Origin of the sequence: Kitasatospora sp. NPDC049258 (genome assembly GCF_040678895.1) — a bacterium.
Taxonomy (GTDB): Bacteria; Actinomycetota; Actinomycetes; order Streptomycetales; family Streptomycetaceae; genus Kitasatospora.
On the sequence record NZ_JBFAQT010000027.1, the window covers coordinates 1 to 24,145 of the forward strand.

General features: G+C 74.0%; 21 protein-coding genes. 13 read left to right on the top strand and 8 right to left on the bottom strand.

From position 1 onward, the window contains the following. From AB0K43_RS21975 to AB0K43_RS22005, 7 genes are all read left to right on the top strand, one after another. On the top strand, nt 1-567 hold a 567-nt coding region (locus AB0K43_RS21975), incomplete at its 5' end, for a phosphopantetheine-binding protein (RefSeq protein WP_363642232.1). Between the two features lie 50 nt (nt 568-617). Then, nucleotides 618-842 carry an MbtH family protein gene (locus AB0K43_RS21980; RefSeq protein ID WP_363642234.1) on the top strand — a complete coding sequence of 75 codons (225 nt, stop codon included), beginning with the start codon at nt 618-620 and terminating at the stop codon, nt 840-842. An 83-nt stretch (nt 843-925) separates the two neighbouring features. Further along, nucleotides 926-2,776 (top strand): ABC transporter ATP-binding protein, encoded by a 1,851-nt coding sequence (locus tag AB0K43_RS21985; protein WP_363642236.1) that lies wholly within the window; start codon nt 926-928, stop codon nt 2,774-2,776. Next, a complete protein-coding gene (locus tag AB0K43_RS21990; RefSeq protein WP_363642238.1) occupies nt 2,769-4,517 on the top strand; it encodes an ABC transporter ATP-binding protein in 1,749 nt (582 codons plus the stop codon). Before AB0K43_RS21985 ends, AB0K43_RS21990 begins: the two co-directional genes overlap by 8 nt. A 111-nt stretch (nt 4,518-4,628) precedes the next feature. Further along, a complete protein-coding gene (locus tag AB0K43_RS21995; RefSeq protein WP_363642240.1) occupies nt 4,629-5,456 on the top strand; it encodes a siderophore-interacting protein in 828 nt (275 codons plus the stop codon). Beyond that, complete coding sequence (locus tag AB0K43_RS22000; RefSeq protein WP_363642242.1) at nt 5,453-6,547, top strand: iron chelate uptake ABC transporter family permease subunit; 1,095 nt, start codon at nt 5,453-5,455, stop codon at nt 6,545-6,547. Before AB0K43_RS21995 ends, AB0K43_RS22000 begins: the two co-directional genes overlap by 4 nt. Beyond that, on the top strand, nt 6,544-7,650 hold the full coding sequence (locus AB0K43_RS22005) for an iron chelate uptake ABC transporter family permease subunit (RefSeq protein ID WP_363642244.1): 1,107 nt from the start codon (nt 6,544-6,546) through the stop codon (nt 7,648-7,650). The genes AB0K43_RS22000 and AB0K43_RS22005 overlap by 4 nt, the downstream gene beginning before the upstream one ends. Nucleotides 7,651-7,708: 58 nt before the next feature. Here AB0K43_RS22005 and AB0K43_RS22010 read toward each other — a convergent pair whose 3' ends face one another. From AB0K43_RS22010 to AB0K43_RS22040, 7 genes are all read right to left on the bottom strand, one after another. Beyond that, nucleotides 7,709-8,233 carry a GNAT family N-acetyltransferase gene (locus AB0K43_RS22010; RefSeq protein ID WP_363642246.1) on the bottom strand — a complete coding sequence of 175 codons (525 nt, stop codon included), beginning with the start codon at nt 8,231-8,233 and terminating at the stop codon, nt 7,709-7,711. Next, complete coding sequence (locus tag AB0K43_RS22015; RefSeq protein WP_363642248.1) at nt 8,230-9,051, bottom strand: ABC transporter ATP-binding protein; 822 nt, start codon at nt 9,049-9,051, stop codon at nt 8,230-8,232. The genes AB0K43_RS22010 and AB0K43_RS22015 overlap by 4 nt, the downstream gene beginning before the upstream one ends. Further along, entirely contained in the window at nt 9,048-9,680 is a 633-nt protein-coding gene (locus tag AB0K43_RS22020; RefSeq protein WP_363642250.1) for an isochorismatase family protein, read from the bottom strand. The genes AB0K43_RS22015 and AB0K43_RS22020 overlap by 4 nt, the downstream gene beginning before the upstream one ends. 35 nt (nt 9,681-9,715) lie before the next feature. Further along, nucleotides 9,716-11,305: a (2,3-dihydroxybenzoyl)adenylate synthase gene (locus tag AB0K43_RS22025; protein ID WP_363642252.1), complete on the bottom strand. Its 1,590-nt coding sequence runs from the start codon at nt 11,303-11,305 to the stop codon at nt 9,716-9,718. Further along, complete coding sequence (locus AB0K43_RS22030) at nt 11,302-12,489, bottom strand: isochorismate synthase (RefSeq protein WP_363642254.1); 1,188 nt, start codon at nt 12,487-12,489, stop codon at nt 11,302-11,304. The genes AB0K43_RS22025 and AB0K43_RS22030 overlap by 4 nt, the downstream gene beginning before the upstream one ends. 135 nt (nt 12,490-12,624) lie before the next feature. Then, nucleotides 12,625-13,374 (bottom strand): 2,3-dihydro-2,3-dihydroxybenzoate dehydrogenase, encoded by a 750-nt coding sequence (locus tag AB0K43_RS22035; protein ID WP_363642256.1) that lies wholly within the window; start codon nt 13,372-13,374, stop codon nt 12,625-12,627. 642 nt (nt 13,375-14,016) lie between these two features. Then, on the bottom strand, nt 14,017-15,126 hold the full coding sequence (locus tag AB0K43_RS22040; RefSeq protein WP_363642258.1) for an NAD(P)/FAD-dependent oxidoreductase: 1,110 nt from the start codon (nt 15,124-15,126) through the stop codon (nt 14,017-14,019). 124 nt (nt 15,127-15,250) lie between these two features. Here AB0K43_RS22040 and AB0K43_RS22045 point away from each other — a divergent pair, with 124 nt between their 5' ends. From AB0K43_RS22045 to AB0K43_RS22070, 6 genes are all read left to right on the top strand, one after another. Then, on the top strand, nt 15,251-15,844 hold the full coding sequence (locus AB0K43_RS22045) for a helix-turn-helix domain-containing protein (protein ID WP_363642260.1): 594 nt from the start codon (nt 15,251-15,253) through the stop codon (nt 15,842-15,844). A 681-nt stretch (nt 15,845-16,525) separates the two neighbouring features. Further along, nucleotides 16,526-16,840, top strand: a complete 315-nt coding sequence (locus AB0K43_RS22050) for a muconolactone Delta-isomerase family protein (RefSeq protein WP_363642262.1) — start codon at nt 16,526-16,528, stop codon at nt 16,838-16,840. Then, entirely contained in the window at nt 16,837-17,550 is a 714-nt protein-coding gene (locus tag AB0K43_RS22055; protein WP_363642264.1) for an SDR family oxidoreductase, read from the top strand. The genes AB0K43_RS22050 and AB0K43_RS22055 overlap by 4 nt, the downstream gene beginning before the upstream one ends. 58 nt (nt 17,551-17,608) lie before the next feature. Continuing rightward, on the top strand, nt 17,609-17,980 hold the full coding sequence (locus AB0K43_RS22060; RefSeq protein WP_363642266.1) for a nuclear transport factor 2 family protein: 372 nt from the start codon (nt 17,609-17,611) through the stop codon (nt 17,978-17,980). A 196-nt stretch (nt 17,981-18,176) separates the two neighbouring features. Beyond that, complete coding sequence (locus AB0K43_RS22065) at nt 18,177-20,996, top strand: glycoside hydrolase N-terminal domain-containing protein (protein ID WP_363642268.1); 2,820 nt, start codon at nt 18,177-18,179, stop codon at nt 20,994-20,996. Between the two features lie 331 nt (nt 20,997-21,327). Continuing rightward, nucleotides 21,328-21,657: a hypothetical protein gene (locus AB0K43_RS22070; protein ID WP_363642270.1), complete on the top strand. Its 330-nt coding sequence runs from the start codon at nt 21,328-21,330 to the stop codon at nt 21,655-21,657. Between the two features lie 1,280 nt (nt 21,658-22,937). On the opposite strand, the gene fxlM is transcribed toward AB0K43_RS22070, so the two are convergent. Continuing rightward, complete coding sequence (fxlM, locus tag AB0K43_RS22075; protein WP_363642272.1) at nt 22,938-24,143, bottom strand: methyltransferase, FxLD system; 1,206 nt, start codon at nt 24,141-24,143, stop codon at nt 22,938-22,940. Nucleotides 24,144-24,145 lie beyond the last annotated feature (2 nt).

Consider the following 24,145-nt stretch of genomic DNA (forward strand, 5'->3'; position numbering starts at 1 on the left):
GAGGACGCGCTGGCCGAGCGCCCGGGGGTGGCGCAGGCCGCCGTGGTGGTCCGGGAGGACACCCCCGGCGTCAAGCGCCTCGCCGCCTACCTGGTGCCGAGTGAGGGTGCCCTTACCGACACCGCCGCAGTCCGTCGTATGCTTGCCGGGCGCCTGCCGGAGTACATGGTCCCGTCCGCGTTCGTCGTCCTCGACGCGCTGCCGCTGACCGTCAACGGCAAGCTCGACCGCAACGCCCTGCCCGCACCCGCCGCGGCCGACTTCACCACGGCCGGGCCGCAGCGCGGGCCCCGGTACGCGAGCGAGCAGGCGGTGCTGGACGCCTTCGTCGAGGTGCTGGGCCTGCCCACCCTCGGCATCGACGAGAACTTCTTCGAGCTGGGCGGCCACTCACTGCTGGCGATGGGTCTGCTGCAGCGGCTGCGCAAGGACTTCGACAGCGGACTCGGCCTCGCCGACCTGCTGGCCAGGCCGACCGTCGCCGGCCTGGCGGAGTTCCTGGTCGACCGGACGGTGGACGCTGCCCTCGGCCGCCCCGAGGGCGCGACCGCGCCCTGCTCCGACTGACCTGCCACCACCCGACCCTGATCCCCCCTCTGAACCCCAAGGAGTACGAGATGACCGCCACCAACCCGTTCGAGGACGACGACGCCCGCTACTTCGTGCTCGTCAACGAGGAGAACCAGCACTCGCTGTGGCCGGCCTTCGCCGAGGTCCCGGCCGGCTGGACCGTCGTGCACGGCGAGGACACCCGGCAGGGCTGCACCGAGTACGTCGACGCCGCCTGGACCGACATGCGCCCGGCGAGCCTGATCGCCCGGACCGAGGCCGCCCGCGCCTGAGGGCGCTCCCCGGGGGGAGGCCACCGGCCGTCCCCCCGGGCCCGGACCCTGACCGCAGCGACCAGACGGATGAACCGATCGACGTGAGCACCCAACAGACGGATCCCGTTGCCGACCCCTCGGACGACCTCCCGGACGCGCCCTCGGACGCGCCTGCGGACGCCCTGACCGCGGAGCAACTCGCCGACGAGGACCTGGAGCCCGGCGCTCTCTCCCCCGAGCGCCGTCGCCGCGCCCGGGCCCTGCTGCGCGGCTCGCTGCGGCCCCACCGGGCCACCGTGGCCGCCGCCATGGTCGCCGCCGCGATCCGGCAGATCGCCCTGCTCGCGGTGCCCTGGTGCGTCCAGAAGGCCCTCGACGACGGCCTCGCGCCGCACGACGACCGCGCCCTGCTGCTCTGGTCCGGGGCCACCGCCGCCGCCGCGCTGATCCAGTTCGCCGGCCTCTACGGCTGGCAGTACTGGGCCGGCTACGCCGACGCCAAGGTCGGCGCCGACCTGCGCTCGCGGCTGCTGCGCCACCTGTGCGGGCTGGACCGGGCGGCGCTCGCCTCCCGCGGCCACGGCGACCTCGCGATGCGCGCCACCCGCGACACCGACCTGGTCCGCGAATGGGTGCACGGCCTGGCGATCTGGGTGGTGCTCGGCACCACCTTCGTGGTGGTGCTGCCCGCGATGGCCGCGCTCCACCCGAGCCTGCTGCTGGTCACCCTGGCCACCCTGCCGTTCCTGGTCTGGGTCAACCTCCACTTCCCCAAGCGCTTCGCCGCCGCCAGCGGCGAACTGGCCCGGGTGCACGGCGAACGCGCCGACGCCGTCGCCGACCTGCTCCAGGTCGGCACCGGCCTGCGCGGCACCGGCGGCCACCGCCCGCTGGTGGAGCGCCACCACACCGTCAGCGCCGAGGTCACCGGCCGCACCGTGATCGCCGCCCGGATCGAGGCCAGCTGGGCGGCCGTCGCCCCGTTCGTGCCCCGGCTGGCGGTCGCCGCGGGTGTCGGCATCGGCGGACTCGTCGTGCTGGACGGCCGGCTCAAGCTCGGCGCGCTGGTCGCGTACACCTCCTGGATGGCGATCGTCACGCTGGCCACCCGGGTCCTGGTCGACCGGCTGCTGGAACGCGGCCAGGCCGACGTCGCCGCCGCCCGGATCGACGAGGCGCTCTCGATCCTGCCCGTCGTCACCGAACCCGATCCCGCCGACGCCCGCCCGCTGCCCGCCACCGGCACCCTCACCCTGCAGGGCGTCAGCGCCGTCCGCGACGGCCGCACCGTGCTCGCCCCGATCGACCTGGAGGTCGGGCACGGCGAGTTCGTCGCCGTGCTCGGCGCCACCGGCTCCGGCAAGAGCACCCTGCTGCGCCTGCCGGTCCGCCTGGACGACCCGGCCACCGGCACCGTGCGCTACGGCGGCACCGACCTGCGCACCGTCGCCCTGGACGAGGTCCGCACCCGGATCGCGTACGTCGCCCAGCGCCCGGTGCTGCTCTCCGGCACCGTCGCCGACAACCTGCGCCTGGGCCGCGACCTGGACGACGAGCAGCTGTACGAGGCCTGCCGGACCGCCGGCATCCACGACCAGCTCGGCGCGATGCCCGACGGCTACGCCACCGAGCTCGGCGAGGGCGGCACCGCGCTCTCCGGGGGGCAGGTCCAGCGCCTGGCGATCGCCCGCGCCCTGCTCGGCGACCCGCAGGTGCTGCTGCTCGACGACTCCACCTCGGCGCTCGACACCGCCACCGAGCGGCTCGTCCTGGAACGCCTGCGGGCCTGGGCCGACGGCCGCACCGTGGTCTTCGCCACCCACCGCACCGCCGTCCTGGAGACCGCCGACCGGGTGGTGCGCCTGCGCTCGCCGCTCGGCGCCCTGGACACCCCGAACGAGAGGCCGGAAGCCGACGTGACCCCCAGCGCCGTGGAGGTGGGCCGTGGCTGAGCAGCCCCTGCTCGAGGACGAGGCCGACCAGCGCGGGGTGCTGCGCCGGGCCGCCCCGTACCTGCGCCCGCACCGGGCCAAGCTGGCCGTCGCGCTGGCGGTGGGCCTGGCGGACTCCGCCGCGCTGGTCGCGGTCGCCCCGCTGATCGGCCTGGCGGCCGACGCCGTCACCGACCGCGAGCGCGGCACGCTCGGCCTGGCCGTCCTGCTGCTGGTGCTGTTCGCCGCGGCCCAGCTGGTGCTGGCCCGGGTCGGCGAGCTGCTCCTGATCAAGGGAGGCGAGCAGGTCGTGCGCACCCTGCGCGAGCAGTGCGTGGAGAACCTGGCGACCGCCCCGCTGCGCTTCCTGGAGACCCACCGCAGCGGCGAACTGCTGCGCCGGGCCACCGGCGAGGTCGCGGCGCTCGCCGCGTTCGTCCGGCTGCACCTGCGCAACCTGGTGGCCTCCGCGGCGACCCTGCTGTTCACCCTGGTCGTGCTGGCCGGCTACTCCTGGCTGCTGCTGCTGGTCCAGCTGGCGGTCTTCCTGCCGCTGACCTTCCTGGTCACCCGGTGGTTCCAGCGCGACGCCGGCGCGGCCTTCGGCGGCAAGGCCGGCGCCGAGGCCACCGTCGCGGCCACCTTCTCCGAGACCCTGACGGCCCGTGAGGCGCTCCAGACCTCGCGCGGCCTGCCCGGCTGGACCACGCGGTTCGAGCGGGAGAACGCCCACGCCGTCCGGGCCGCCCGGCGCGCCCTGCGGGTGGAGAACCGGATCGACCTGGTCAGCCTGGTCGAGGGCCTCGCCCTGGTGGTGCTGCTGCTGGTGGGCGGCTGGCTGGTGGGCCGAGGCAGCCTGGACATCGGCGCGGTCGTGGTGTTCGTGGTCGCCGGCCGCAACCTGTTCGACTCCTTCGCCGACCTCTCCCAGCTGGTCGGCGAGGTGCAGACCGCCCGCACCGGGCTGGCCCGGCTGCTGGACCTGCTGGCCGCCACCGAACCCGCGCCCGCACCGGCCCGGCCGGCGACCCGCGCCGAGCTGCCGCCCCGCGGCGAACTGCGCTGCGAGCAGGTCGAGTACGCCTACCGCGCCGACGGCAAGGTGCTGCACGCGATGACGCTGGCCTTCCCGGTCGGCAGCCGCACCGGCGTGGTCGGCGAGACCGGCTCGGGCAAGACCACCCTGTCCAAGCTGCTCTGCGGCCTCTACCCGCCGGACGCCGGCACCGTCAGCTTCGCCGGCACCGACCTGCGGGAGATCCCGGAGCCGGAGCTGCGCCGCCGCATCGTCCTGGTGCCCCAGGAGGTGCGGATGGTGTCCGGCACCATCGCCGACAACCTGGCGCTGGTCCAGGGCGACCCGGACCGGGCCCGGATCGAGCGGACGGTCGACCAGCTCGGCCTGCGGGAGTGGCTCGGTGAGCTGCCCGGCGGCCTGGACGCCGAGGTCGGCCAGCGCGGCGGCAACCTGTCGGCCGGCGAGCGGCAGATCCTCGGCCTGGTCCGGGCGGTGCTCGCCGACCCGGCCGTGCTGGTGCTGGACGAGGCCACCGCCGACATCGACCCGGCGACCGCGGCCCGGCTCGAACACGCGCTGGACGAGCTGCGCGCCGACTGCACCCTGGTGGTCATCGCGCACCGCCCGGCGACCATCGCCCGGATGCCCCGGGTGGTGCGGCTGGACGGCGGGCGCCTGGTCGATGACGGCTCGGCAGCCGGAGCCCCGAGCGGGCGAGCGACTGGTCCGCTCATCACAGGTTAGGCTAACCTAATCATCGACGTCGGCCGGTGCCGCCGTTCCGCGGGTCCGGGACGGCGGCACCGGCGTGCGCGTCGGGCCTGCGCCACTCCTGCCACCGGATAGGGCTGAACGATGACCGTCGACACTGCTCCGCCGCGCATGCGGATCGTCCGCCATCCGCTCAAGTACCGCCTGCTGGAGGTCCGGCGGGTCACCCGGGTCACCCCGGGCACGGTGCGGGTGACGCTCGGCGGAGCGGCGCTGGAGGGCTTCTGCGAGCAGGCGCCCACGGACCACGTCAAGCTCTGCTTCGCCCGGCCGGGCGAGGAGTTGCCGGTCGAGCCGGTGGTCGAGAACGACACCTGGATGGACGCCCCCGTCGAGCCGATCACCCGCGACTACACGGTGCGGCACTACCGCCGGGCCGAGCAGGAGCTCGACATCGACATGGTGCTGCACGGCACCGGCGTCGGCTCCGGCTGGGCCGCGGCCGCCGAACCCGGCATGCGCCTCGGCGTGTTCGGCCCGCGCGGCTCGGAGGAGATCCCCTTCGTCCACGACTGGTACCTGCTCGCCGCCGAGGAGACCGCGCTGCCCGCGCTCGGCCGCTGGCTGGAGATGCTGCCCGCCGGCGTCAAGGTGCTCGCCTTCGCCGAGGTGCCCGGCCCCGAGGACGAGCAGACCTTCGAGACCGCCACCGACCTGCGGATGACCTGGCTGCACCGCGGCGCCGCCCCCGCCGGCAGCACCGACCTGCTCGAACGTGCCGTCCGCGCCGCCGAGTTCCCCGAGGGGATGGGCTTCGCCTGGGTCGCCGGCGAGGCGACCACCCTCAAGCCGATCCGCCGGCACCTGCGGCGCGAGCGCGGCCTGGGCAAGGAGCAGGTCGACGTGGACGGCTACTGGAAGCGCGGCGTGGAGAACCACGACCACCACGAGGACGACCACGAGCACGCATGACCGACCAGCTGACCGACACCCCCGCCACCGGCCGGCCCGCGCCCACCGGCCGGCCCGCACCGGAGCCCGCCCGCCCGGCCACCTCCCGGCCCGGCCCGGGCCGCCGGGTCGGCTGGCTGCTGGCCGGCCTCGCCCTGCTGGCCGTGCTCGCCGTCCTCGGGGTCGCCATCGGCGCCCGGTACGTCCCGCCGGCGCAGGTGCTGCACGCCCTGCTCCACCGCGAACCCACCTCCGAGGACTGGATCGTGGTGCACCACTCGCGGATCCCGCGCACCCTGCTCGGCATCGCGGTCGGCGCCGCCCTCGGCCTCGCCGGCGCCCTGATGCAGGCGCTCACCCGCAACCCGCTCGCCGACCCCGGCCTGCTCGGGGTCAACGGCGGCGCCGCCGCCGCGGTCGCCGCCGGCACCGCCCTGCTCGGCCTGCACAGCTTCGGCGCGTACATCTGGTTCGCCCTCGCGGGCGCGGCGGTGGCCGCCGTCGTGGTCCAGATCCTCGGCTCGGGCGGCCGCGCCAGCGCCACCCCCGCCCGGCTGGCGCTGGCCGGCACCGCCGTCACCGCCGTACTGACCGCCTTCGTCAACAGCCTGATCCTGCTCGACCCGCTGACCCTGAACCGCTTCCGGTACTGGCAGATCGGCACCCTGGCCGGGGTCGACGCCGCGGTGCTCCGCCAGGTGCTCCCCTTCCTCGCGGCCGGCGCCGTACTCGCCCTGCTGCTGGCCAGGCCGCTGAACGCGCTCGCGCTCGGCGACGACGCTGGGCACGCCCTGGGCGCCAGCCCCGGCCGCACCAGGCTGCTCGGCATGGTGGCCGTCACCCTGCTGTGCGGCGCGGCGACCGCCGCCGTCGGCCCGATCGCCTTCGTCGGACTCGCCGTCCCGCACCTGGCCCGCCACCTCTGCGGCCCGGACCAGCGCTGGATCCTGCTGCTGTCCGCCGTGCTCGCCCCCGTGCTGCTGCTCGGCTCCGACATCATCGGGCGCCTGGTCCTGCACCCCGCCGAACTCCAGGTCGGCGTCGTCACCGCCTTCGTCGGCGCCCCGCTCTTCATCGCCCTCGTCCGCGGCCGGAGGATCGCCCACCTGTGAACAGCACCACGGCGGTAGACCGGTCCGCCGACCCGCGCCCGGCCGCACCGCCGGACGCCCGCCCACGCGTCCCGCTGTCCGCCCTGCGCCTGCCCGGCGGCCGCTCGCTGCGCTGGCACCGCCGGGCCACCCTGGTCGGGCTGCTGCTGGTGGCGGCGCTGCTCGCGGTGGTGGTGTGGTCGCTCACCGCGGGCGACTACCCGCTGCCCGCCGCCGACGTGCTGGACGTGCTCACCGGCGGCGGGGCCCGCGCGGACCGCTACATCGTGCTGGAGGTACGGCTGCCGCGCCTGCTCACCGCGCTGCTGGTCGGCGCCTCGCTGGGCCTGGCCGGCGCGCTCTTCCAGACGCTCGCCCGCAACCCGCTCGGCAGCCCGGACGTGATCGGATTCACCGTCGGCTCGGCGACCGGCGCGCTGGCCGTCATCCTGGTGATCGGCGGCAGCGCCGCCACCGTCGCCGGCGGCGCGGTGGCCGGCGGCCTGGCCACGTCCGTCCTGGTCTACCTGCTGGCCCGCACGGGCGGCACCCAGGGCTACCGGCTGGTGCTGGTCGGCATCGGCGTCAGCTCGCTGCTCTCCTCGCTGAACGCCTACCTGATCGCCCGGGCCTCCTTCAGCGACGCTCAGAGCGCCGCCGTCTGGCTCACCGGCAGCCTCAACGCCCGCGGCTGGGAGCACTGCGGCCCGATGGCCGTCGCGCTGCTCCTGCTGCTGCCCGCCGCCGTGCTGCTCGGCCGCCCGCTGCGGATGCTGGAGATGGGCGACGACGCCGCGGCCTCGCTGGGCGTGCGCACCGAAGGGGTCCGGATCCGGCTGGTGCTGATCGGCGTCGGTCTCACCGCGGCCGCGACCGCGGCGGCCGGCCCGGTGCCGTTCGTCGCGCTGATCGCCCCGCAGGCCGTCCGCCGGCTGACCCGGGCCACCGGGCCCAACCTGCTGGGCTCCGCGCTGCTCGGCGCGGTGCTGCTGGCCCTCAGCGACCTCGCCGCCCAGCGCCTGCTGGCGCCCACCCAGCTGCCGGTGGGCGTGCTCACGGGGGTGGTCGGCGGCTGCTACCTGGTCTGGCTGATCGCCCGTCAGTGGCGCTCCGGCCACAACTGACCAAGAAGCCCCCGCCCGCGCCTCGGGGCGCTGACGGGGGCCGGGTGCCGGGGTGGTGTCAGGCGCCGGTGGGCAGGGTGAGGACGTGCACCCGGGAGCCGCGGGCCGGGTCGAGGCCGGCGGTCCAGGCTCTGGGGGCCAGCGCGGTGGGTACCTGGCGGAAGCCGTACCACCCGAACAGCGCGCCGCTGCCGGTGGTGGCGGTGAAGGCGGTGCTCAGCCCGCGCCGGGCGGCCTCGGCGAGCACCGCCTCCAGCAGCCCCGAGCCGAGGCCGGAGCCCTGGCGCTCGCCGCGCACGCAGAAGTTGTACAGCACGCCGGCCGAGGGGTGCCCGGGCTCCGGGCGCAGCACCCGCAGCCCGACGCAGCCGTCCAGCACGTTCGGGCCGTCCAGCACCTCCGGGCCGTCCAGCGCGTTCGGGCCGGGCGCGACCAGGAAGTCCCCGGCGGCGGCCCGGTAGTCGGCCACGCCGCGCCGGCGCAGCGCCCCCGAGCGGATGAACGGCGCGGACAGCGCGTGCAGCGCGGCGGCGTCGGCCCCGGTCGCGGTGCGGACCGGGGCCGGGGCGACGGAGGGCTTCACCGCGCCGCCGCCCGGTGGGCGGGCGCCATCGGGACGACCAGCGGGGTGCCGGTCTGCGGGTCCGCGATGACCTGGCACGGCAGGTCGAAGACCCGCTCCACCAGGTCGGCGGTGACGACCTCGCCGGGCGGCCCCTCGGCGACCACCTCGCCGTCGCGCATCGCGATCAGGTGAGTGGCGTACCGGGCGGCCTGGTTGAGGTCGTGCAGCACGGCGACCAGGGTGCGGCCCTGCTCCTGGTGGAGGCGGGCGCACAGGTTCAGCACCTCGATCTGGTGCGCGATGTCGAGGAAGGTGGTGGGCTCGTCGAGCAGCAGCAGCGGGGTCTGCTGGGCGATCGCCATGGCCAGCCAGACCCGCTGGCGCTGGCCGCCGGAGAGCTCGTCCACGAACCGGTCGGCGAGCGCCTCGACATCGGTGGCGGCCATCGACTCGGCGACCACCCGCTCGTCCTCCCGGGACCACTGGCGCAGCAGCCCCTGGTGCGGGTAGCGGCCGCGGGCGACCAGGTCGGCGACGGTGATGCCGTCCGGCGCGGTGGAGCTCTGCGGCAGCAGGCCGAGCCGGCGGGCGAGTTCCTTGGCCGGCAGCGCGCTGATCCGTTCGCCGTCCAGCAGCACCCGGCCGGCCGCCGGCTTGAGCAGCCGGGCGAAGGCGCGCAGCAGGGTCGACTTGCCGCAGGCGTTGGGGCCGACGATCACCGTGAAGGAGCCGTCCGGCACGGTGATCGACAGGTCGGTGGCGATCGCCCGGTCGCCGTAGCGCAGCGTGACGTGCTCGGCGCCGAGCCGGGCCGCGCCCTCCCGAGGGGTGGTCACCTGCCCTCCAGGAGCTGGTCGGTGGTGAGCACGACGGCGCACTTCTCGGCGGCCCAGCGCAGGGCGTCCAGGTGCTTGTCGGCGGAGAAGTCGGCGGTCGCGTCCGCCACCACGAAGGCCTGGACGTCGTGCGCCCAGGCGTCGCAGGCGGTCATCATCACGCCGATGTGGGCGTAGACGCCGACCAGCACGAGCTGGTCGCGCCCGGTGGCGGCGAGCAGCTCGGCGAGGTCGGTGCGGGCGAAGGCGCTGTACTTCCACTTGGTCAGCAGCCGGTCGCCGTCGGCCGGCGCGACCAGCTCGGGCATCGCCTGGGCGCGCTCGTCGGCGGGCAGCCCCGGCCCCCAGAAGTCGTACTGCAGGCCGCGCTCCGCCCGGCTCTGGCCGCCGCGCTGGTGCGAGTAGATCACCGGCATGCCCTGGGCCCGGGCGTGGGCCAGCAGCCGCGCGGTGTTGGCCAGCGCGGGCGCCAGCGGCGGCCCGTCGGCGGGGAACGCGTCGAGGAAGTAGTTCTGCAGGTCGTGCACGAGCAGCGCGGCCCGGGACGGGTCGACCGTCCAGGGCACCTTGGGCGCGGGCAGCTGGTCGGCGCCGGGCAGCGGGTACGGGGCGATGGTGGGCAGTGCCATGGGTGGGGTGGTCTCTCTCAGCGGGCTCAGCGGGCTCAACGGGCGGTGGAGCGGAGGTGCTTCTTGCTGACCTTGCCGATGCCGGTGTGCGGGAACTCGACGACGAACTCGACCTTGTCGGGCACCTTGTAGTCGGCCAGGCCGCCGGCCCGGACGAACGCCCTGAGCTCGGCGGGGCGCGGCCGCGGCGCGTCGGGGCGCAGGATGACGTACGCGCAGCTGCGCTCGCCCAGGTACTCGTCGGGGGTGGCGACCACCGCGACGTCGTGCACGGCCGGGTGGGCCAGCAGGACGTTCTCGACCTCCTCGGCCGCGACCTTCTCGCCGCCCCGGTTGATCTGGTCCTTGGCCCGGCCCTCGACCACCAGGTGGCCGGTCGGGGTGCGCCGGACGATGTCGCCGGTGCGGTAGAAGCCGTCGGCGGTGAACGAACGGGCGTTGTGCTCCGGGGCGTTCCAGTACCCGCGGATGGTGTACGGGCCCCGGGTGAGCAGGTGCCCGTGCTCGCCGTCGGGCAGGTCGCGGTCCTCGTCGTCGACCACCCGGATCTCGTCCGCGGCGGAGATCGGCCGGCCCTGGGTGGTCAGCACGGTCTCCTCGGAGTCCTCCGGCCGGGTGTAGTTGACCAGGCCCTCGGCCATCCCGAAGACCTGCTGGAGCCGGCAGCCGAGCGCGGGGCCCAGCCGGCGGGCCGCCTCCTCGCTGAGCTTGGCGCCGCCGACCTGGAGCAGCTCCAGGCTGGACAGGTCGTGGCCGCCGCGGGCCGCCGCGTCGGCCCAGGCCAGGGCGAGCGGCGGCACCACGCCGGTGACCGTCACCCGCTCGCGCTCGATCAGCGCCAGGGCGGTGGCGGGGCTGGGCTCGGGGGCGAGCACCACCCGGCCGCCGGCGTGCAGGACACCGAGGCTGCCGGGCGAGCTGAGCGGGAAGTTGTGGGCGGCCGGCAGCGCGCACAGGTAGACCGAGGCGGGCGTCAGCCCGCAGATCGAGGCCGACTCGCGGACGCTGTACAGGTAGTCGTCGTGGCTGCGGGGGATCAGCTTGGGCAGGCCGGTGCTGCCGCCGGACAGCTGAAGGAAGGCCAGGTCCGCGGCGGCGGGCGGGTCGGCGACCGGGGCCGGCTCGGCCCGCAGCTCCTCGATCGGGGTGAACCGGCCGGGGTCGCCGACCACCACCACCTCGCCGAGCGAGGGCACCGCGGCACTCACCTCGGCGGCCAGCTCCCGGTGGTCGAAGCCGGCGTGCCGGTCGGCCACGAACAGGGCCCGCGCCCCGGCGAACTCGCAGAAGTACGAGATCTCCGCGCGGCGGTGGGCGGGCAGCGCCATCACCGGCACCACCCCGGCCCGCAGCGCGCCGAAGAACACCTCGAAGAACTCCGCGACGTTGGGCAGCTGGAGCACCACCCGGTCGCCGCGGCGCAGCCCCCGGGCGAGCAGACCGGCGGCCAGCCGGTCGGCCCGGCGGTCGAGTTCCGCGTAGCTCCAGTGCCGGTCCCCGTCGGTGACGGCGATCCGGCCGGGCCGCTCGGTGGCGTGCCGGCGGACCATCAGGTCCAGCGTCTCACCGGTCCAGTAGCCGGCCGCGCGGTACCGGGCCGCGAAGTCCTCGGGCCACAGCGTCACTTGGTGTCCTCCAGTCCGACGGCGTGCAGGAAGGTGCGGAACTTCGCCCCGGTCTCGGCGAGTTCGTGCTCGGGCCGGGAGGCGGCGACCACCCCGGCGCCGGCGTACAGGCGCAGCCGGTCGCCCTCGGCCTCGGCGCAGCGCAGGGTGACCACCCATTCGCCGTCGCCGGCCGCGTCCCCCCAGCCGACCACCCCGGTGTAGAGCCCGCGGTCGAAGGGCTCCAGCGTACCGATCAGGTCGCGGGCCCGGTCGGTGGGAGTGCCGCAGACCGCCGGGGTCGGGTGCAGGGCCAGCGCGAGGTCCAGCGCGCTGGTGTCCTGGTCCCGCAGGGTGCCGGTGACGGTGGTGGACAGGTGCCACATCGCGGCGGTGCGGATCAGGGTCGGGCGCTCGGGCACGACCAGGTCGTCGCAGTACGGCTCCAGGGCGCGGCGCACCGCGTCCACCACGAAGGCGTGCTCGGCCAGGTCCTTGGGTGACTCCAGCAGCTCGGCCGCGCGGCGCATGTCCTCGGCCACGTCGGCGCTGCGGGCGGCCGAGCCGGCCAGCGGGTTGGAGACCACGTTGCCGCCGCGCCGGGAGACCAGCAGCTCCGGGCTGGCGCCGACCAGGGTGGCGTCGCCGCCGGCCGGCACGGCGAAGGTGTAGCCGCGCGGGTCGCGCCGGATCAGCCGGTGCAGCATGGTCGGCAGGTCGGCCCCACCGGGCGCGGTGAGTTCCAGGGTCCGGGCCAGCACGACCTTGCTGAGCTCCGGGTCCCCGGCCATCAGCCGGACCACCTCGGCGACCGCGTCGAGGTACCCCTGCGGCGCGGGCACCGGCTGCTGGGCCCAGGTCAGGTCGCGCGGCGGGTCCATCGGCAGCTGGAGCAGCGGGTCCTCGCCGACCGGCGCGGCCCGGCGGACCTCCTCGGGGATGAACAGCCGGGCCGGGCGCCCGGGGGCGAACGGGATCGCGCCGACCACGATCGGGTTGTCCGAGGCAGCGGTACGGGCCTCGCGCAGCAGCCGGGTGGCGGCCGCCGGGTCCGGGACGGTCCGCCGGACGCCCTGGGCCAGCAGGGTGTGCTCGGGCCCGCTGAAGAACGCCGTCGACGGACCAGGCCGGTAGGCGGCCAGCAGCGCCCCGCCGGCGGGCAGCGCGGCGGCGGTCGCGTCGTGGGCCTCGAAAGCCGTGGTCATGGTGCTCCGTCCTCCCGGTGTGTGGCACACCCGGGCACTGGGGTCGTGTGGTCGCTGGGATGGAGCCGCCGGCCGCCGCGCCGGCGGCAGGCGGGGGCGCCGCGCCGGCCTGTCGGCCGGTCGGGCGCTCGGGCGTCAGGCACGCAGGGTGGCGCCGCCGTCGACGTACAGGTCGTGCATGGTGATGTGCCGCGCGCGGTCGCTGACCAGGAAGGCGACCGCCTCGGCGACGTCCTCGGGGCTGGCGATCCGGCCGAGCGGGATGCCGACCCGGTAGCCGGCCGGGTCGCCGTCGATGACGCGCCGCTCCGCCCCGGGGTCGGTCCACAGCGCCCGCTGCATCTCGGTGTCGGTGGAGCCGGGCGAGACCAGGTTGCACCGCACGCCGTCGCGGGCCAGTTCGAGGCCCAGGCAGCGGGTGAACATGGTGGCCGCGGCCTTTGACGCGGCGTAGGCGGCCATGTTGGTACGGGGCACGCCGGCGGCGTTCGACCCGACCGTGACGATGTTCCCCCGCCCGCGGGCGGCCATCCGGCGGCCGACCGCCCGGCTGGTGTGGAGCACCCCGGTGGTGTTGACGGCGAAGGTCTGCGCCCAGTCCTCGTCGGTGATCTCCAGCGCCGGGGCGGCCCGCAGGATCCCGGCGACGTTCACCAGGATCTCGATCGGGCCGTGCTCCCGCTCCACCCGCTCGACCAGGGCCTCGACGGCCGGGCCGTCGGTGACGTCCAGCTGGACGGGTGCGGCGTCGGTGGCCCGGCGGTCGGTCGCGATAACCTCGGCCCCGCGGTCGGCCAAGGCGCGGGCGACCGCGGCCCCGATGCCCTGGGCGGCGCCGGTCACGAGCGCGACCCGGCCCCGGAGTTCGGCTATGTGCTCGGTCATGCTCTCAGGCCCCCGCCCCGTGGCGGGCATGCCCTCCGAGGGCCGGCCACGGGCCGGTCGGCGGGCGCTGCGCCCTGCGGGTGGCCGGGCGGCGGGTGGGAGACAGCATCGGTGCTCTCCGGGTGGGTCGGGGTACGGAAGGCCGGGCCGGCACGCGAGGTGCCGAGGGTAAGGTTAGCCTAACCATATTGCCGGAGAATGTCAGACCAGGTCCAGCCCCGTGCCCGACCCCGTGCCCGAGGCGTTCCGCGTCATGCGAGTTGATTCCTGCCCGAGGATCAGGTCTCCCCGGTCCGGCCCAAGCCTTCCCCCGAGTTGAAGCGACCGGACTACCAGGCTGTCGGGAGGTGCGGAGCGGTATCGTTCGGGTGACCTGCCCGCCTTGATGCTGGTTCAGGTGGTGGACGTGACTGTGGCGTTCGCGGACGAGGCGTGAGCGGAGGCAGGCACGGCCTCCGGGTGATCACGAGGTGTCGAAGCCCTGATCACCACGACGGAGGACCGTGCCTGCCCGCTCCTCATCGCCCGTCATCGCCGGCCCGGACCAGCTCACCGCCACCCGGCCTGCCGGGCCGGGGGAACACCCGCAGCCGCTGGGCCGCCTCGCGGCGGTACCCGATCCGCGCCGGCCCAAGAGTCGACTCAGGAAGTCGCTGCGGGAACGAGGCGGTCGAGTCCCTGCGCACTGCCCGTCGCGGCCTCGATCGAGCGCGGCAGCATGACGCTCTCGTAGGCGCGGACGGCGTCGTCGACGCTGAATTCGGTGACGAGGGCGTGGGCGAGGTCGGCGCCGTCGAGCATGGCGAGATTGGCGCCCAGTCCGACCGGGGGCATCAGGTGCGCGGCATCGCCGAGCAGCGTGAGGCCGGGAACGTGCTCCCAGGTGTGCGGGGTGGGCAGGACGAACAGGGACCGGTTGACGAACCCGCTGTCGCCGTTGCGAAGGAGGTAGCGCAGGCTCTCGTCCCAGCCGTCGAACATCGTCAGCAGGTGTGTCCGAACGGCCCGCTGGTCGCCGAGGTCGACACCGGCAGCCACGTGCCAGTCCTCCGGCGCGCGGAGCGCGATGTAGGCGCGGATGTGACCGTTGCTGTTGCGCTGGGCGACCAGGGACCTGCCTGCGCCCTTCGCCAGCATCGATCCGTTGCCGACCAGCCGCGCGAGGGCGGGATGGCGGGTGTCGCAGTGGTCGAATCCGGTCTCGACGAAGGTGACGCCGGTGTAGCGGGGTGCGGCGTGCGACAGGGCCGGGCGGACGCGCGACCAGGCGCCGTCGGCACCGACCACCAGGTCGAAGTCCTCGGCGGTGCCGTCACCGAAGAGCAGCCGGCAGGTGCCGTCCGGCAGCGGGATGACCCTGCTGACGGCGCGGTCCCACCGCACCGTGCCCTCGGTGATCGAGTCCAGGAACAGACCACGCAGTTGGCCGCGGTCGATCTCCGGCCGGCCGCCGGCGGCGGACGGCCCCTGATGCGCCAGGAGCGCGGCGTCGGCGAAGTCGAGCACGCGCCACTCCTCTCCTTCGGGGCGGGAGAGGGCTTGGAATCGGTCGAGGAGCCCCGCCGCACGCAGGGCGGCCTGACCCGTGTCGGCGTGCAGGTCGAGGGTGCCGCCCTGCGGGCGGGCGTCGGCGGTGGCCTCGCGTTCGAAGACGGTGACGGAGCGGCCATGTTGCTGCAGGACTTGGGCGCAGGTGAGGCCGCCGAGGCCGGCGCCGACAATCGCTATGCGGGGACCGCGAGCAGGGTTCATGGGAGTTTCCCTCGGGAGGTGGGTGAGCCGCCGGGAGGTTCGGCCTCACCAAGAAAGCACAGTCACCAAATAAGTGCAAAGACTCAACTTTTGCAGTTGCTTCACCCTGGGGTACGGTGTGCGGGTGACCGAACCGACCGGGCGCCGCGAGCGCAAGAAGGCCCAGACCCGTCAGTCCCTGGCCGACGCCGCACTCGAGCTCTTCCTCGACCGCGGCTACGACCAGGTCGGCGTCAAGGACATCGCCGACGCCGCCGACGTCTCCGTGACCACCTTGTTCAAGCACTTCACCGGCAAGGAAGCCCTGGTCTTCGACCAGGCCGACGACCTGGAGGCGGCACTCGTTGCCGCCGTGCGCGACCGCACCCCCGGCACGTCGATCCCACAAGCCCTGCGCGAGCACATCCTGCTGAAGCAGACCGAGCTCGCCGTCCACGACACGGACCCGCGGTTCGCCGACTTCACGCGCATGGTGCAGGAAACCCCCGCGCTGCGCGACTACGCCCACCGCATGTGGACGCGCCACGAAGCAGCACTGGCGCGGGCCATCGCCGAGGCTGTCGGCGCCCCCGAGGACGACGTCAGCTGCGCCGCCCTGGCCCATTTCGCCCTTGAGGCCCGCGGTCTCATCCGGCGACACGCCGAGCCGCGTCGCGCCGCCGACGAGGCCTTCGCATTGCTCGAACACGGCTGGGCGGCCGCCCACCCGGGCGGCTGACCCGGTCTGTGTGGAGTCCTGGTGTGCGTGGTCCTAGGTTCAACCTGAGCAACTACGCTGCCACGCAAGCCACCTGCGACGCAGCCGACACGATCGAAGCCATCGCGCGCACCACCGAGCAGGTAATCGGCCGGCTCCTCAAGGCGGCTGCACTGCTGCGCCCAGAGGCCGGCTACGTCAACGGTGACCGTATGGACGACTGGTACATCCCCCACCGATCCGGAACTCCTCGCGGCCGTCACCGACCTCGCGGTGCTGCGGGACGATCCGACCGTTTTCCCTCCGGTCGTCGAGGATTTCCTTGAGGATCCGGGCGCGCCGGGCCGAGGGGATCTCCGCGTCGGTGGCGTTCCTGGTCGACCTGAGGGCGAGCCCCTTCCCACACCTGATCATGCCGGCGGGGGGCTCGGCGAGGAGGGGTGGTGGAACGAGGAGCCGGTCATGGCCTCGCCGTGGAATCGGCGCAACTGTCGACGACGTACTCGTTGCCTTCAGTGTACGGACGGGACCGCCGGATGCCGCCTCAACAGCCTTTCCTCGGAGGACAGTTGATTCGGTCGGCGTCGGCGGGCGCTGACCCCGCGCTCACCCGTCCGGCCGAGCGGGCCGGTGGGTCCGCGCGAGCGGGGGGCGCGGCGAGGCCGGATGCTGGAGGGGGTCACGCCCCAGAAGGAGATGATCATGGAGTACCTGGTCACGATGACCACCCACGTCCCGGACGGGACCTCGGAACAGGCCGTCGAGGACATCCGCACCCGCGAGGCCGCCCGGTCACGGGAGCTCGCGGCGCAAGGGCACCTGCTCCGGCTGTGGCGCCCACCGCTGCAACCGGGCGAGTGGCGCACGCTCGGGCTCTTCGCCGCCGCCGACGCCGACCGGCTGGAGGAGGTCCTCGCCTCGATGCCGCTGCGGATCTGGCGCACCGACGAGGTCACCCCGCTCTCCCCGCACCCCAACGACCCCGCCGGCCCCGGCGGCCCCGCCGGCACCGGATGAGCACCGACCGGAAGGTCACCGTCGTCACCGGCGCCTCCCAGGGCATCGGCGCCGCGCTGCTCACCGCCTACCGCGAGCTCGGCCACGCGGTGGTCGCCGTGTCCCGGTCCATCGCCCCGTCCGCGGACCCCGAGGTGCTGGCGGTGCGGGGCGACCTGGCCGAGCCGGGCGTCGGCGCCCGGGTGGTCGAGCAGGCGCTGGAGCGCTTCGGCCGGGTGGACACCCTGATCAACAACGCCGGGATCTACATCGCGAAGCCGTTCACCGACTACACCGACGAGGACTACGAAGCCGTGACCGGGGTGAACCTCCGCGGCTTCTTCGAGGTCTCCCGCAGCGCGATCGCCGCGATGCTCGCCCGCGAAGGCGGCGGCCACCTGGTCAACATCTCCACCAGCCTGGTCGACCACGCGGACTCCCGGGTCCCCTCGGCGCTCGCCTCGCTCACCAAGGGCGGGCTGAACGCGGTCACCCGCTCGCTGGCGATCGAGTACGCGGCCCGCGGCATCCGGGTCAACACCGTCTCGCTGGGCGTCATCCGCGCCCCGGCCTACTCGGCCGAGACGCGGGACGCCCTCGCCGCGCTGCATCCACTGGGCCGGATGGGCGAGGTCACCGAGGTGGTGGACGCGGTCGTCTTCCTGGAGAACGCCCCGTTCGTCACCGGCGAGATCCTGCACGTCGACGGCGGCCGGAGCGCCGGGCGCTGAGCACCGGGGGCGAGCACCGGCACCGAGCACCGGCGCGGATCACGAGAGAGGAACTCCGATGAACACCACAGCGGACCACGAGCAGGCACTGCGCAGCATCCTCGACGAATGGAAGGCCGCCGTCGACGCGCACGCCCCCGAGCGGGTCGCCGCCTGCTTCACCGAGGACGCGATCTTCCAGGGCCTGCACCCCTACACCGTCGGCCGGCCGGGCATCGCCGCCTACTACGACTCCCAGCCGCTCGGGATGACCGCCGACTACCGGATCCTCGAAACCCGGCAGCCGGCCGACGACCTGGTGCTCGGCTACCTGAGCGTCGACTTCGCGTTCACCGACCGCCCCACGCTCACCGTCTACCTCAGCGTGCTGGTCGAGCGGACGCCGCAGGGGCGCCTGATCGGCCACTACCAGGTCTCCCGCCTCGGCTGACCCGGGAACGGGGCCGGCGGCGGCCCGCGGTTGAGCGGAACCTTAGGGCACCGTTAGCGCCCCCTGAGCGTCGCCGACCCGGCGCCGAGTCACTTCTACGCTCGACCCACACCGGTCGACGGGACTGCTCCCGATGCACCGGGCGGATCCTCCGCGCCGTCATCGCCCGCCCACGCGACCACCGGGAGCCGTACCGATGAGCACCCCCCTTCCCGCCTGCCAGGGCGATCCCGGGAGGCACCGGCGTGGGCGCACGCGCCGCAACGTCCTCAAGGCCGGCGGGTCGCTCGCCGCCCTGCTTGCGATCGCGAGCGTGCCCGTCTTCAGCGCCGCCGGCTCGGAGACCCGACCGTCGGGCACGCAGCCCGTACCCGACGGCGAGGCGACGACCCTCTGGTACACCGCCCCGGCGACCGAGGGCAGGATCCTCTCGGAAGGGCTGCCCATCGGCAACGGAAGGCTCGGCGCCCTGGTCGGCGGCGACCCGGCACGCGACTTCCTCCACCTGAGCGACGCCTCCCTGTGGACCGGCACACCGAACGCGCAGCTGGACGGCGGCGGACAGTTCCCCTACGACGAGGCCAGGTTCGGGAGCTTCCAGCTGCTCGCCAAGCTGTACATCGACATACCCGCCCACGCCCGGGGCCGGGTCACCGACTACCGGCGCGAGCTCGACCTCGGCAACGGCGTCGTACGCGTGAGTTACACCCTGGGCGCGGTGACCTACCGGCGCGAGATCTACATCAGCCACCCCGACGACGCGCTGGTCGTCCGACTCACCCAGAGCGGTGGCGGCAGCTACACCGGCACCCTCGCCCTCAACAGCGCGCACGGGGACGCCACCACCGCCGCGGCCGGCCAGGTCGCCTCGTTCGGCGGCAGGCTCGCGAACAACCTGAAGTACGCCGCCGCCGTCACCGCGGCGAGCAGCACCGGGACGATCTCCGCCACCGGGTCCTCCGTGACGTTCACCGGCTGCGCCGAGGTCCTCGTGGTGCTGGCCGGCGGTACCAACTACCTCCCGGACGAGGCCAGGTCGTACATGGATCCGGCAGCGGACCCGAAGGCCCTCGCCGAGGCGAAGGCGCGGGCCGGCGCCGCGGTGGCGGGGGCGACGCTGCTGGGCACCCATGTGGCGGACTACCGGAAGCTCTTCACCACGATGTCGGTCGATCTCGGCCGGTCCAGCCCCGCGCAGCGCGCGCTGGACACCGCCTCGCGGCTCAGGGCCCGCGGGACTTCCCCCGGCGCGCCGGACCCCGAACTGGAGGCCGCCTACCTGCAGTTCGGCCGCTACCTGACGATCACGGGCTCGCGCGGCGGCCTGCCCACGAACCTCCAGGGCCTGTGGCTGGACCACAACGGCGCCGACCAGTGGATGGGCGACTACCACACCGACATCAACCTGCAGATGAACTACTGGCTGCCCGACCGGGCCGGCCTGCCGTCCTGCTTCGACGCGCTCACCGACTACTGCCTGAGCCAGCTGCCGTCCTGGACCGCCCGGACCCAGGCGCTGTTCAACAGTCGCGCCAACGCGAACTACCGCAACTCCTCCGGGAAGGTGGCCGGTTGGACCACGGCGATCTCGGCGAACATCTACGGCGGCCTGGGGTGGAACTGGCACCCCGCCGGCAACGCCTGGCTGTGCAACTCGCTCTTCGAGCACTACGAGTACACCCAGGACCGGGAGCACCTCCGCAAGATCCACCCCGTCCTCAAGGGCGCCTGCGAGTTCTGGGAGGCCCGGCTGGTCACCAGGACCATCACCGATCCGGCCACCGGCGGGCGCCGGACCGTGCTGATCGACGACGTCGACTGGTCCCCCGAGCACGGCGCCGCCCGGCAGCAGGGCATCACCTACGCGCAGGAACTCGTCTGGCAGCTCTTCGAGAACTTCCGCACCGCCTGCGAAACACTCGGCGCGGACGCCCCGTACGCGGCGACCGTCAAGAAGCTCCAGGACCAGCTCTTCCTGCCCGAGGTCAGCCCCAGCACCGGCTACCTGGAGGAGTGGATGCAGGCACCCGACACCCTGGGCGAGCCGGGCCACCGCCACCTGTCGCCGCTGGTCGGGCTGTTCCCGGGCGACCGCGTCAACCCGGACACCGCGGCGCCCGCGCTGGTCGCCGGCGCCCGCGCCCTGCTCACCGCCCGCGGCAAGGGCGGCTACGGCTGGGCCGCGGCCTGGCGGTCGCTGTGCTGGTCGCGGCTGAAGCAGGGCGACAACGCGTACCGGGCCGTGCTCGACGTGATCGGCACGGCCTCCACCGCCGCGAACCTCTTCGACATGTACACCCCCACCGTCTTCCAGATCGACGCCAACTTCGGCACCGCGAGCGCCATGATCGAAATGCTGGTGTACTCCCGGCCCGGATCGATCGAACTGCTGCCGGCCCTCCCGGGCGCCTGGAGCACCGGCAAGGTCACCGGCATCGGTGCGCGCGGCGGCTTCACCGTCGACCTCGCCTGGGCCTCGGGCACGCTCACCTCCGCGACGATCCGCGGCGCCGCCGGCACCTCGACCGTGGTGCGGTCCGGGGCCTTCCGGCAGACCGTCGTGATTCCGCCGAGCGGCTCGGTCACCGTCGCGCCCGCCCCGAAGCCCGCCGCCTCCTCCCTGGCCAACCGGCAGAGCGGCCAGGTGATCGACGTACCCGGCTGGTCCACCAGGAGCGGCACCCAGCTCATCCAGTGGCCCGGCCACAGCTCCGCCAACGAGCAGTGGCTGCTCACCCCGACCGCCACCGACACCACCGCCTTCACCATTGCCAGCGTGTACAGCCACCAGCTGATCAGCGTCGACGCCGCCGCCACCGACGACGGCACCCCGGTCGTCCAGTTGCCGCCGGCCGCGACCGCGGCCACCAACCAGCAGTGGCGACTGGCGGACGCCGGCGGCTCCTACGTCAAGATCATCAACGTCCGGAGCGGGAAGCTGATCGGCCTCTCCGGGAACCTGCTCGTCCAGCAGACCGACACCGGCGCCACCAGCCAGCACTGGCGCCTCGGCTGACCCGCCCCTCCGTCCGACCGACCGGCAGAAAGCCCAGGTGAGACCATGCACACCCCGCCGTACACTCCGTACGCCCCGTACGCCCCTGCCGGGCATCCCCTCCCGCTCCCGGTGCCGGCGCCCGGTCCGCACCCGTTCCCCGGGCCGCTGCCGTTGCGTGCCCCGCTCCGCCTGCCGCTGCCGCCCCCGGGCTCCCTGCCGCTCCCGCTGCCGGTACTGCCGCGCGGCCTCCGGTACGGCCCCGACCTGCTGCCTTCGGCGCCTGGTGCCACGATGGGGTGGAGATAGCCCCGTCTGCCGTACCGAGGGAGCCGTACCGAGGGAGCCGGTCATGGGTCGTGAGCACCACTTCCACGCCGAGCAGGCCGGCTGTTCGGTCACGGTCGTGGTCCGCCTGGGCGGGACCCGGGAGCTGGAGCTGCTGGTCGACGGCAAGGAGGTCGCCCACACCCGGATCCACGGCCACCACGCCGAGACCCACGCGCTGACGACGACCCTGCCCACCGACCCACCCCGCCCCATCGAGGTCCGGGTGACCCTCCCCGGCCCGCTCCGCGGCGACCCCTCCAGCACCCTGCTCGCCGACGACACCAGCCACCCGATGTCCCCGCGCGACATCCCCCGCCGGGCCCGCCCGACGGAGGCCTCCTGGTACTCCTGACGGGCCCCTCCACCGACGCGGCGACGCCCGGTCGGCGGTCGCCAGTGGGCCCTTGCCGCTGTGGCCCCAGGGCGAATCCGGTCGCTTGAAGGGTGAGTTCATCATCACCCGCCCCGCGGCTGGCTTCGTCGACCTGGTCCACCGGCTCGGCCGGGCCGAGGGGCGTACCCGTGGCGATCGAGCGCCCGGACGAGCGCCTGGTGGCCTGCTTCGGGAGAAGGCGCCGCCGAGGATCTGCGGCTGTGGCACCGCAACCGCAGCGCCGCCCGCCCGTTCTCCCACGACACGAAGGCCTGGTCCGCACCCGCGACGACACCATGAAGCTGCGGGCGACGGCCATCAGCATGGTCTCCGCATTGCTGGACGGCTTCTGGCGTGGCGCCAAGACCGTACTCAAGGTCGTGGAGCCCCTGATCAGACCCACTTTCCTCACTCGCCACCCGACCCGAGCCTCCGCCTCCCACCTGCGCGGTGAGCAGGGGATAGGGCATCGCCCTGGGCGGCGCGGACGGGTCCATCCCCGCGGGTACGGGGAGCAGGACACCGGACCAGGCGCCGACGGTGAGGGCCCGGGGGAATCCCCGCGGGTGCGGGGAGCAGGGGAAGAACCGCATCAATTCGGCATCACGGGTGGGACCATCCCCGCGGGTGCGGGGAGCAGACTCGCTGACCAGCGTCTTTAGTGCGCTCCGTGACTCGTTTGCATCACTTTCCGAGAGTGCGACATTCGTGCATGATAGCGACAAATTGGCCGCCGGGGGGCGTCTTGTCGAATCGTCCGGAGCAACTGCCGCTCGCTCATATGCTCGGCCGTCAGATCGAGATCGTGGAGGTGGTCGGGCGGCAGGTGGGGTGTGTGGGTGGAGTTCGATGGTGGTGATCTGCGCCTGAGGTTGTCGGCGCGGGCGCGCAGCGTGTGGGCGAAGCACGATGGCGGCAGGTGATGGCTGGCTTCTGTTGTGGTGTCACATGGCGGACAGTGGGTGGCGGTGGTGGGGCTGCTGCGGGGACCACCGGGTGCCGTGCGGAACTCAACCTCCTCGGCAAACGAATGCCTCGGCAGGTCCTGGGATGCGCCGGCACAGCCATCGCCCTGGTCCTCGCCTTCTCCGGCACCCGCTTCTCAGGCCTCGCCGCCGCCACCGGACACCTCGTCCCCAGCGCCGCGGCCTCTCGCCGAAAGGCTCAAGTGTTCTGTCCCGAAAGGTCGCTCACCCCTGCTTGCCCTGGGAGGCAATGGTGGAACCGCTCGCCCGCGTCCCACCTCGCCCGACCGACTGTCAGTAGGTGATGGACATCCGGACGCTGGGCTTGTCGATGGTGCAGCCACCGACGATCTTGTCGTCGGGTGTCCCGGCGGGGTAGAGCGTGATGGTGGGACGGGCGTCTCGCGCGCGGTCCCAGGCATGGATCTGATTGCACAGGCGGGTGGCGAGGTGGTGGCCGTCCGGGCCATGTCCGGTCGCGCCGAGCTCCCAGCGGGTGGAGCCCTCGATCTCGCGGCGCGTCATGGTGAGGTAGGCGACCGAGTCGTTCTCGGCCAGAGCGGGGCTTCGGCTGGGGATGGCGGGCGTGCACAGGCCGTTGTCGGAGGCGGCCCGGCCGGCGGCGATGCGGCAGGTCGCCGTGTCGGTGGCGGTGAGCCGCAACCATACGCCGTCGAACGACTCGTCGCCGCGGATCGTCACCCCGGAGGAGACCTGGGTCTTGGTCCGGCTCAGGACGCCCCGCAAGGCCTCGGTGTCGATCGGCTGGTCGGCGTCGAAGTGCAGTGCGACCAGGCCGTCGGTGTCGATGGTGATGGTTCGCTCGCCGTCCTGGCCGAGCATGGGGACGAATCCGCACAGCTCGACGACGTCGGAGACCATCTGATCGCCGCGGCGATCGAGACCGAGGCAGCGAGCCTGGCCGCGCCAGCTGAGCGGCACGACGAGGCGGGCCCCGGGCTCGAGCTGCTCCCACCAGGCGGTCGGGATGTCCCAGGCGCCGACGGTCACGATCATCCGGGCGGGGTGGTCGTGCTCGGGGGCGCCGAGAGCTCCGTCGCGGGTCAACACGGTGACGGCACCATTGCCGGTGGCCTTCAGCGTCTGGCGTGCGTGCGCGGTCACGTCCTCGTCGATGTCGATGGTGACGACCTGGCCCTCGGGGCCGACGAGGCGGGCCAGCAGAGCAGCGTTGTATCCGGTGCCTGCCCCGATCTCCACGACGGAATCGCCCGGCTCGGCCCGCAGCCACACCAGCATGTCCGCGACCAGCGACGGCACCGAGGCACAGCTGAGGGGCAGGCCGCCGGCCGGGTTGGGCTTGATGGTGACGCTCCGGTCGGCATATGCCTGCTCGACGGTTGCTTCGGGGAGGAACTCGTGCCGGGGGACGGACCGCAGGGCTTCTTCGACCGGCGCGGTGAGTGGGTGGGTTGCCGCGATGATGTCGACCATGCAGTCCCGCAGGCTCTCGGGCGAGGCGGGAGTGGCTGTGCTCATCA